Raw genomic sequence first — 10,139 nt, 5'->3', positions numbered from 1 at the left:
CTGCACGGCGTCGAGACCTTCGTCCTCGACGAGGCCGACCAGATGCTCGACATGGGCTTCATCGTGCCGATCCGCCGGATCGTGAAATTCCTGCCCAAGCAGCGCCAGAACCTCTTCTTCTCGGCCACCATGCCGAGCGAGATCGAGAAGCTGACCGGCGAAATCCTCAATCCCAACCCGCTGAAGGTCTCGGTGACCCCGGCCGCCACCACGGTGGAGCGGATCAACCAGCGCGTCCTCTTCGTCGAGCAGCAGCGCAAGCGCGCCCTGCTGGCCGAGCTGTTCGACGACGCCGGCTTCAAGCGCGTGATCGTCTTCACCCGCACAAAGCGCGGGGCCGACCGCGTCGCCCGCTCGCTCGAGCAGGTCGGCGTCGAGGCCGCTTCGATCCACGGCGACAAGAGTCAGGGCCAGCGCGAGCGCGCCCTGGCCGAGTTCAAGGCCGGCCGCGTGCGGGCCCTGGTCGCCACCGATATCGCCGCCCGCGGCATCGACATCGACGCCGTCAGCCACGTCGTCCAGTTCGAGCTGCCGAACGTGCCGGAGGCCTACGTCCACCGGATCGGCCGCACGGCCCGGGCCGGCGCCGACGGCTCGGCCGTGGCGTTCTGCGCCGACGACGAGCGCGGCCTCCTGAAGGACATCGAGAAGGTGACGCGCCAGCGCATCCCCTCCTTCGACCGCCGCAACGACAAGCAGCTCGGCGCCGCCACCGCGGTCATGCCCGAGGTCGGCAAGCCCGACCGTGAGGACACCCGCGGCCAGAAGGGCGGCGGGCGCGGACCCCAGCCGCACCGCGGCCAGCACCAGCCGAAGCGCAACCGCAACCACTCGGATCCGAAGCCCGGGCACCGCCACGAAGGCGCGCCCGTCCGCTCGAACGTGATCCCCACCGATGCCGAGCGCCCCGCGCCCAAGCCGGCGACCGGCAGCTACCGCGGCCCGCGTCGCGGCGGCGGCGGCGGCGGCCGTAGCAGCGGCGGCGGCCAACGCTCCGGCGTCTGGTCGAACCGCTAACCCCCAGACCGTCATGGCCGGGCTCGTCCCGGCTATCCACGATCTCCGAATGCGCAAAGGGCGCGGCGTTGGGGCCGCGCCCTTTTTTTTCTGGTCGTCGTTATCCTCGATCCCGGTCCCAAGGCCCGGGATCACGGGGAAGCAGAGCTTCCCCTAAGACCGGTAATCCCCGTTGATCTCGACGTAGCGCTTGGTCAGGTCGCAGGTCCACATGGCGGCTGCAGCCCGGCCCATGCCGACATCGACCGTGACCTCCAGCTCCTGGCGTTTCATGTAGGCGCTCATCTTGTCCTCGTCGTACGAGGGCGCGATCAGCCCGTCCTGCGCCGCCCAGTAAGGCCCGAACTTCACCGACAGGCTGTCGCGGTCGATCGGCTCGTCCGACTTGCCGACCGCCATGACGATTCGGCCCCAGTTGGCGTCCTCGCCGGCGAAGGCGGTCTTGACCAGCGGGCTGTCGCAGATGGTCCGGGCGATCTTGCGGGCCGAGGCCGCGGTCTCGGCGCCGGTCACCGTCACCTTGATGAACTTGGTCGCCCCCTCGCCGTCGCGGACCAGCTGCTGGGCGAGGTCCATCAGCACCCCTTCCAGCTTGTCCCGGAACTCGGCCAGCCGCTTGTCGCCGGCCCGGCTGATCTTCGGCGCGCCCGACGCCCCCGTGGCGAACAGCAGCAGGGTGTCGTTGGTCGAGGTGTCGCCGTCGACCGTGATCGCGTTGAAGGTGCTGCGCGTATAGAGGTTGACCAGCGCCTGCAGCGCCGCCGGGGTGATCGCCGCGTCCGTGACGACGAAGGCCAGCATGGTGGCCATGTCGGGCGCGATCATCCCCGAGCCCTTGCAGATCCCGCCGATCCGCACCGTCACCCCATCGATCTTGGCCTCGGCGTAGGCGCCTTTCGGGAAGGTGTCGGTGGTCATCAGCGCCCGCGCCGCGCCGGCCCAGCCGTCGGCGGTCAGCCGCTGCTCGACCTCGGGCAGGCGGTGGGTGATCTTGGCGTCGTCGAGCAGCACGCCGATCACGCCGGTCGAGGCGACCATCACGTCCCGCTGGCGGCAGTCGAACCGCTTGCCGACCGCCGACGCGACCCGGCGCACGGCGTCGGCCCCGGGCCGACCGGTGAAGGCGTTGGCGCAGCCGGCGTTGACCACCAGGGCCCGCACCCCCTCGCCGCGCGTCGCCTCCAGGTGCCGCTTGCACCAGTCGACCGGCGCCGAGCCCACCGTGCTCCGGGTGAAGACGCCGGCGCAGCTCGCCCCGTCGGGGAAGTGCATGACCAGCAGGTCTTCACGCTCGTGCTTGTAGAAGCCGGCCCGGCCCGTCGCCATCTCGACGCCGGCGATCGGCGGCATGGCCGGGAACGGCACGGCCAGCGGCGAGACCGGCATGGCGGCCTTGCCGGGCGAGGTCGGGACCACGGCCGGGGCCGGCGGCGCAGCGAACTGGCTCGCCTGCTTGTCGGCGCGCTTCAGGGCCGCGCGCTTCAGGGCGCTGGCCAGGGGGTCGAAGGCGCGTTCGAGCGTGTGGCCGACCACCTGGGTCGGCTTGGCGGACTTGCTGGCGGTCTTCCGGGCCGGCGATTTCCCAGGCTCTTTGCTGACAGGCGGCTTGCTCACGGGGCGGACTCTGAGGCTTTGGGTGACGGGACTTGCGCCGCTCTCGGCGCGTCGGCAGGGGGTGCGGGCCGGGCGGCGGCGCTCTTGACGAGCACCTCCACCTTGGCCGGACCTCGGAGCTTCTCCAGAAGGTCGCGGATCTGGTCGTAGGTCAGGAACCGGACGATTTGCGGCCGGGCCGCCTCGAGGGTGATCGGCTGTTCGGTCCGGCGGTCCTCGACCTTCAGCAGCGTGAGCCCGGCTTCGGTCTGGAACGGCCCGGCCACCTGGCCGACCTTCGCGCCGCGCAGGGCCGCGTCGTAGGCCTCCGGCATGACGTCGGTGGTGAAATAGCCGAGGTCGCCGCCGTTGAACCGCGTCGCCGCGTCCTGCGACCGCTCCATCGCCAGGGCCTCGAACGAGGCGCCCGACGCCAGCAGCCGCTTGACCTGCTCGGCCTCGGCGGCGTTTGCGACGACGATCTGCCGGGCGCGGATCTCCTCCGACCGCTTCGCCAACCGCAGTTGCTCCTGGTAGAGGCCCCGGATGGCGTTGTCGCTGACCGCGTCGGCGACGACGCTCTCGACCAGCAGGTCGCCGAGGATCCGCTCGCGCGCCGCCGCCAGCCGCCGCTGTGCCGCCGGGTCCTTGTCGAGCTTGCGCTTCAGCGCCTCGGCGGCCAGCAGCTTCTGGTCGATCACCTCGTCAAGCACCCGCCGGAACATCGGCGAGGCGGCGTCCAGCGGCTCGCCCTCCCCGATCAGGCCCTGGGCCACCGCCTCGTTCTTGACGTCCGAGGCCCAGACGGTGCGGCCGTCGACCCGCGCCACCGCCGCATCGCCGCGCTGCGGCGCCGTCTCGGCCCGCTCGCCGCGGCCGCACGCGCCAAGCGCCAGCGCGGCGGCAAGGCCGGCGTAAAGCGCGGGGCGGATGGGCTTCACAGCCGCCATGCGGAACGGTCCCCTGATGGGCGGAGTGTCAGACCTGGGGTCCCTATCGATTTCCGCGGCCCAAGCAAAGGCGCAAAGCCTCGCTTGGCGCCCCGGCGCGTTGACACTTGAAGGGGCGCTGCTTAAGTCTCGCGCGCCCTTAAAAGAGCGAATTTTTCCCGGCAGGCGACGCGCCACGGCCCCCTTACCGCCAGCAACCGCCCCGCCAGCAACCGGACGCATCCCTTGAGCATCTTCCAACGGTTCTTCGGCTCCTCCAACGAGCGCAAGGTCAAGTCGATGACCGCGCGGGTGGGCAAGATCAACGCCCTCGAGCCGCAGGTTCAGGCCCTCTCCGACGCCGAGCTCCGGGCCAAGACCGACGAGTTCCGCAGCCGCCTGGCAAGCGGCGCCAAGCTCGACGACCTGCTCGAGGAAGCCTTCGCCGTCGTCCGCGAGGCCTCCCGTCGCGTGCTCGGCCAGCGGCACTACGACGTCCAGCTGGTCGGCGGCATGGTCTTGCATCAGGGCGGCATCGCCGAGATGCGCACCGGCGAGGGCAAGACCCTCGTGGCCACCGCGCCGACCTACCTGAACGCGCTCGCGGGCAAGGGCGTCCACGTCATCACCGTCAACGACTACCTGGCGCAGCGCGACGCCGAGTGGATGGGCCAGGTCTACCGCTTCCTCGGCCTGTCGGTCGGGGTCATCGTCCACGGCCTGTCGCAGGGCCAGCGCCAGGCGGCCTACAACTCCGACATCACTTACGGCACGAACAACGAGTTCGGCTTCGACTACCTGCGCGACAACCTGGTCTACGACCCGGGCGAGATGGTCCAGCGCGGCCACAACTTCGTCATCGTCGACGAGGTCGACTCGATCCTGATCGACGAGGCGCGCACCCCGCTGATCATCTCCGGCCCGACCGAGGACCGCTCCGAGTTCTACAAGACCATCGACCTGGTCATCAAAGACCTGATCCAGGATCCGGCGACCTTCGATCACGACGAGAAGCAGCGCCAGGTCATCCTCACCGAGGAAGGCGCCGAGCGCGTCGAAGAGATCCTCCAGGCCGGCGGCCACCTGGCCGAGGATTCCACGGGCCTCTACGACGCCGCCAACGTCTCGGTCGTGCACCACGTCAACCAGGCTCTGCGGGCCAACGTCCTCTACACCCGCGACAAGGACTACATCGTCCGCGCCGGCGAGGTGATCCTGATCGACGAGTTCACCGGCCGCATGATGCAGGGCCGGCGCCTCTCGGAAGGCCTGCACCAGGCCATCGAGGCCAAGGAAGGCGCGGTCATCCAGCCCGAGAACCAGACCCTGGCCTCGGTGACGATCCAGAACTACTTCCGCCTCTACGCCAAGCTGTCGGGCATGACCGGCACCGCCCTGACCGAGGCCCAGGAATTCGCCGACATCTACCGGATGGAGGTCGTGGACATCCCGACCAACCGGCCGATCCAGCGCATCGACGACGACGACGAGGTCTATCGCACCGCCGCCGAGAAGAACGCGGCGATCATCGCCCAGATCGAGGACTGCTACCGGCGCGGCCAGCCGATCCTCGTCGGCACCACGACCATCGAGAAGTCGGAACAGCTCTCGGCCCTGCTGAACGGCCACAAGTTCGAGATGGACGGCAAGACCGTCAACGGCATCCCGCACAACGTCCTCAACGCCCGCTACCACGAGCAGGAAGCCCTGATCGTCGCCGACGCCGGCGTGCCGGGCGCGGTGACCATCGCCACCAACATGGCCGGCCGCGGCACCGACATCCAGCTCGGCGGCAACGTCGACATGAAGCTGGCCAAGTGGCGCGACGAGCAGCGCGGCCTCGGCATCGAGGTGACGCCCGAGCAGGCCGCCCAGCACAAGTCCGAGATCGAAGCCGAGATCAAGGACCTCAAGGAACGGGCCCTGGCCGCCGGCGGCCTGTTCGTCCTCGGCACCGAGCGCCACGAGAGCCGCCGGATCGACAACCAGCTGCGCGGCCGGACCGGCCGTCAGGGCGACCCTGGCCACTCCAAGTTCTTCCTGTCCTGCGAGGACGACCTGCTGCGCATCTTCGCCGGCGAGCGTCTCGACGGCATCATGCGCACCTTCGGCGTCCAGGAAGGCGAGGCGATCACCCACAAGTGGCTGAACAGCGCCATCGCCACCGCCCAGAAGCGCGTCGAGCAGCGCAACTACGAGATCCGCAAGAACCTGCTGAAGTACGACGACGTCGTGAACGACCAGCGCAAGGCGGTGTTCGAGCAGCGCGCCGAGTTCATGGCCGCCGCCGACCTGTCGGACGTCGTCGCCGAGTTCCGCACCGACACCATCTCCGACTTCGTCGAACGCCACCTGCCGCCCAAGGCCTACGCCGAGCAGTGGGACGTCGAGGGCCTTGAGGAGCACGTCCGCGGCTACCTCGGTCTCGATCTGCCGATCCGCGACTGGGCGGCCGAGGAAGGCATCGCCAACGAGGAGATCGAGGCGCGCATCGTCCAGGCGGTCAACGACCGCGTCGCCGAGCGCGAGGCCGCCGTCGGCGACCACATGCGGACGGTGGAAAAGAGCTTCATCCTGCAGATGATCGATCTGCAGTGGCGCGAGCACCTGATGCACCTCGACCATCTGCGCAACGTCATCGGCCTGCGCGGCTACGGCCAGCGCGACCCGCTGAACGAGTACAAGACCGAGGCCTTCTCCCTGTTCGAGAAGCTGCTGGTCGACCTGCGCCAGAACGTCACCCGCTGGCTGATGACGGTGGAGTTCCAGTTCGAGGAGCCGCCGCCCCTGCCGACCGGCCAGTTCACTGAGGTCCACCTCGACCCCCTGACCGGCGAGAACGCCGCCCAGATGGGCGCCCTGCCGGACGGCCTCCCGGCCGACCAGCGCGCGGGCCTGCCGGTCTCGGCCCTGCCGGAAGGCTGGGAAGACACCGGCCGGAATGCGCCGTGCCCGTGCGGTTCGGGGGCGAAGTTCAAGCACTGCCACGGGGCGCTTGTCTGAGGCATCACGCCGCGCCACCTTTCATTGCCCGTTCAGCATGTGGGGCTTAGCAACGACTTAGTTTGCTGAGAGGGCGCTTTGCCGCGAGTCCTGTCCGACATCGATGTCGCCGAGTTCCGTGAGCGACTGTGCCAGGCGGCCGAGCGCCTCTTTGCTGAACGTGGCCCTGACGCGGTGACGATGCGCCAACTCGCCAGCGAGCTGGGCGTCTCGCCGATGACGCCCTATCGCTACTTCCGCGACAAGGAGGACATCCTGGCCGCGGTGCGGACCGCCGGATTCAACCGCTTCGCGGACGTCATGGAGGCGGCTCGGACCTCGGACAAGGAAGGCGCCTGGGCCCGGGCGCACGACGTCGGCACGGCCTACGTCGACTTCGCCCAAGCCAACCCGCACACCTACAAGCTGATGTTCGATTTCGATCAGCCGTGCGAGGCCCAGTATCCCGAGCTCAGCGCCGCCGCCGAACGCGCGCAGGCCACCATGACGGCCTGGGTCCACGACGTCATCGCCGAGGGGGCCCTCGATAAGCCGCCGCACGAGATCGGCGCGATGTTCTGGGCGATGGTCCATGGGCTGGTGGTTCTGGAGATGGCCGGCAAGCTGCCGCCCGGCGCCGCCCGTCACCTGCACCGGGGGTTCGGCGTCACGCTCGAAAAGGGCCTGAAATCGGCGGCGAAATGAACCTCCGCTACGACTTCGCGTCCGACAACACCGCGCCTGCGGCGCCGGAAGCGATGGCCGCCCTGGTTGACGCCAACGGCGGCTTCGCCGCCGGCTACGGCGCCGACGAGACCACGCGGCAGGCTGCCGACCTCGTCCGGGCGCTGTTGGACGCCGACGCCGAAATCCGCTTCGTCGCCTCCGGCACCGCCGCAAACGCCCTGGCCCTGGCGACCCTTTGCCGCCCGTTCGAGGCGGTGCTGGCCCACGAACACGCCCACGTCTGCACCGACGAGACCGGCGCGCCCGGCTTCTTCGGTCACGGCCTCGGCCTGATCCCCCTGCCCGGCCCGTCGGGCCGGATCGATCCGGCGGCGTTGGGCGCGGCGCTCGGGCGGGCCGAGGTCTCGCACCGCCAGTCGCCAGCCGCCCTGTCGCTGACCAACGCCACCGAGTACGGGGCCGTCCACACGCCCGACCAGCTCTCCGCGCTGATCGCCCCAGCCAGGTCGGCCGGCTGCGGCGTCCACCTCGACGGCGCGCGCCTCGCCAACGCCGCCGCGGCCGGCTTCGACCCGAAACAGCTCGCCCGCCTCGGCGTCGATATGCTGGTGATCGGCGGGACCAAGGCCGGCATGCCTCCGACCGAAGCGATCGCGATCTTCCACCGCGACCTCGCCCGCCGCTTCGACGCGCGGCTGAAACAGGCAGGCCAGTTGCCCTCCAAGGGCCGGTTCTACGCTGCGCCCTTCGTCGGCATGCTGCAGACCGGCGCCTTCGTGACCCGCGCCGCCCACGCCAACGCCATGGCCCGCCGCCTGGCGGCCGGCCAGCCCTTCCCCCTCACCCACCCGGTCGAGGCCAACGCCGTCTTCGTGCAGATGGATGAGGCGCGGCTGCAGCGGCTGCAGGCGCTCGGCTGGGCCGTCTACCGTTTCCTCGACGGCTCGGTCCGCTTCATGTGCTCGTGGGCCACCACCGCCGAAGCCGTCGACGAATTTGCCGCGACGTTGTGCGATCTCGCCTAGGGGCTTCACCTAAGGTTAAGCCAGGCGTGAAATAGGCTGCGCCCGGACGATCCACCGTGATCGCAGACGATTTTCGTCAACCATTTTCGATGAGTATGTGCGGCGTGGCGCATGGGGCGAAAGACCCCGTCCACGCCAGCATCCCATTTCCTGAGGCGGGGGCCTTCATGATGAACGCGAATTCGACGCTGCGGCGCGTCCTGATGGCGACCACTTGCGGTGTGGCGTTCCTCGGCGCCGGCCAGGCGGCCGCCCAGGAGATCACCGAGGTGGTCGTCACCGGCTCGCGCATTCCCCGCGCCGAGCAGGACGCCCTCGCCCCGCTCCAGACCCTGACGGCCGCCCGCATCGACGCCCGTGGCTTCACCAACCTGGCCGACGCCCTCAACGACATCCCCGCCATGGGCGTGCCGGTCAGCCCGATCAGCGACCAGGGCCTGTTCGGCGCCGGGCGTAACTACGTCAACCTGAACAACCTCGGCACCAACCGCACCCTGGTGCTGGTCAACGGCCGGCGCTTCGTCGGCGGCAATCCGGCCTCGATCTTCAGCGGCGCCTCGGCGGGCGGCCAGGTCGACCTCAACACCCTGCCCACCGCCCTGATCGAGCGGGTCGAAGTGATCCAGGCCGGCGGATCGGCCGTCTATGGCTCCGACGCCATCGCCGGCGTCGTCAACGTGATCCTGAAGGACCGCTTCGACGGCGTCGAGCTCGACGGCCGCTACGGCTGGTCGGCCGGCGGCTACGACGACTGGCGCGCCCGCCTCACCGCCGGCCGCAGCTTCGCCGGCGACCGCCTGCATTTGATGGGCAGCTACGAATACAGCCAGAACGCCGCCCTCTCCTTCGCCGACCGCAAGGCGGGGAACCGCAGCCTGGTGTTCGCCGCCAACCCGGCCAACCGGTCGTCCAGCGACAACATTCCCGGCTCGATCCTGATCGAGAACCGCCGCCTGCCCGAGATCACCCTCGGCGGCCTGCCGTTCCGCGTCGCCGGCGGCGCTATCCAACCGCTGACCATCGTCGTCGGCGGCGTCCGCGTCCCGGCCCAGTTCGGCCCCGGCGGCGCCTTGATCCCCTACGACCCCGGCGTCGCCTATCAGCCCTCGATCGCCGCCGGCGGCCAGGGCCTCGACACCGCCCCGCTGACCACCCTGGTGACGCCGGTGAAGCGGCATGTGGCCACCAGCTTTGCGACCTACGACATCACCGATCGGGTCCGCGCCCGCGCCGAGCTCTTTTACGCACGCGCCGAGGCCGTCGAGCCCTACAACCAGCCGATCTTCAACGCCCCGCTGTTCACCGGGACCTCGGCCCAGCTGACCATGTCGACGGCCAACCCGTTCCTGCCGGCCGCCAGCCGCGCGGCGATCCTCGCCCAACCGGTCGCCCTGACGCCGGACCCCAGCTCGCCAGGCGATGTCATCTTCCTCCTCAGCCGCGCCTCGCCCGAGCTCGGTCCGAACCGCACCTCATCGGAGACCGAGACCTGGCGCGGTCTCGTTGGCCTCGAAGGCGACTTTGAGCTCTCGGGCCGGCAGGGGTTCTGGAACCTGTCCTTCAGCCAGGCCCAGGCCGACGGCCGTTTCGAACAGCCAAACATCGTCCAGTCGCGCTTCGCCCAGGCGGTGAACGTCACCCGCGACGCGTCGGGGGCCATCGTCTGCCGAGACCCGGCGGCCCGCGCTGCCGGCTGCGTGCCGCTGAACCTCTTCGGCGAGGGCGCACCCAGCGACGCTGCGATCGCCTGGATCGGCACGCTGTTCCGCTCGGACTTCAAGCTCCTGCAGACCATCTACCAGGGGAACGCCGGCCTCGACGTCGCGCAACTGCCGGCCGGGCCCTGGCGCATCGCCGGCGGCTTCGAGGCCCGCTACGAAAAGTCCGACCTCAATCCCAACGACGC

The 10,139-nt window shown here is 69.9% G+C and carries 7 protein-coding genes; 5 read left to right on the top strand and 2 right to left on the bottom strand.

Features of this window, described 5'->3' with window-relative positions; all coding sequences use genetic code 11:
• Window positions 1-1,017: DEAD/DEAH box helicase (locus ACILRF_RS11230; protein WP_395672889.1), on the top strand; the 1,017-nt coding region annotated here is incomplete at its 5' end.
• Window positions 1,018-1,170: 153 nt separating this feature from the next.
• Here ACILRF_RS11230 and argJ read toward each other — a convergent pair.
• Both argJ and ACILRF_RS11220 read right to left on the bottom strand, forming a co-directional pair.
• Window positions 1,171-2,631 carry a bifunctional glutamate N-acetyltransferase/amino-acid acetyltransferase ArgJ gene (gene argJ, locus ACILRF_RS11225; RefSeq protein WP_395672887.1) on the bottom strand — a complete coding sequence of 487 codons (1,461 nt, stop codon included), beginning with the start codon at window positions 2,629-2,631 and terminating at the stop codon, window positions 1,171-1,173.
• Window positions 2,628-3,560 carry a peptidylprolyl isomerase gene (locus tag ACILRF_RS11220; RefSeq protein ID WP_395672885.1) on the bottom strand — a complete coding sequence of 311 codons (933 nt, stop codon included), beginning with the start codon at window positions 3,558-3,560 and terminating at the stop codon, window positions 2,628-2,630. The genes argJ and ACILRF_RS11220 overlap by 4 nt, the downstream gene beginning before the upstream one ends.
• A gap of 225 nt (window positions 3,561-3,785) precedes the next feature.
• On the opposite strand from ACILRF_RS11220, the gene secA reads away from it, so the two are divergent.
• From secA to ACILRF_RS11200, 4 genes are all read left to right on the top strand, one after another.
• Window positions 3,786-6,542 carry a preprotein translocase subunit SecA gene (secA, locus tag ACILRF_RS11215; protein WP_395672883.1) on the top strand — a complete coding sequence of 919 codons (2,757 nt, stop codon included), beginning with the start codon at window positions 3,786-3,788 and terminating at the stop codon, window positions 6,540-6,542.
• 78 nt (window positions 6,543-6,620) lie between these two features.
• Window positions 6,621-7,226, top strand: a complete 606-nt coding sequence (locus tag ACILRF_RS11210) for a TetR/AcrR family transcriptional regulator (RefSeq protein WP_395672881.1) — start codon at window positions 6,621-6,623, stop codon at window positions 7,224-7,226.
• A complete protein-coding gene (locus ACILRF_RS11205) occupies window positions 7,223-8,233 on the top strand; it encodes a beta-eliminating lyase-related protein (RefSeq protein WP_395672879.1) in 1,011 nt (336 codons plus the stop codon). Before ACILRF_RS11210 ends, ACILRF_RS11205 begins: the two co-directional genes overlap by 4 nt.
• 170 nt (window positions 8,234-8,403) lie before the next feature.
• A partial coding sequence (locus ACILRF_RS11200) for a TonB-dependent receptor plug domain-containing protein (protein ID WP_395672877.1) occupies window positions 8,404-10,139 on the top strand: 1,736 nt, incomplete at its 3' end.

It is taken from the genome of Phenylobacterium sp., from assembly GCF_044236515.1.
Lineage (GTDB): Bacteria > Pseudomonadota > Alphaproteobacteria > Caulobacterales > Caulobacteraceae > Phenylobacterium.
The sequence above is the reverse complement of the archived record's forward strand: the minus strand, read 5'-3'. Positions and strand labels throughout refer to the sequence as shown.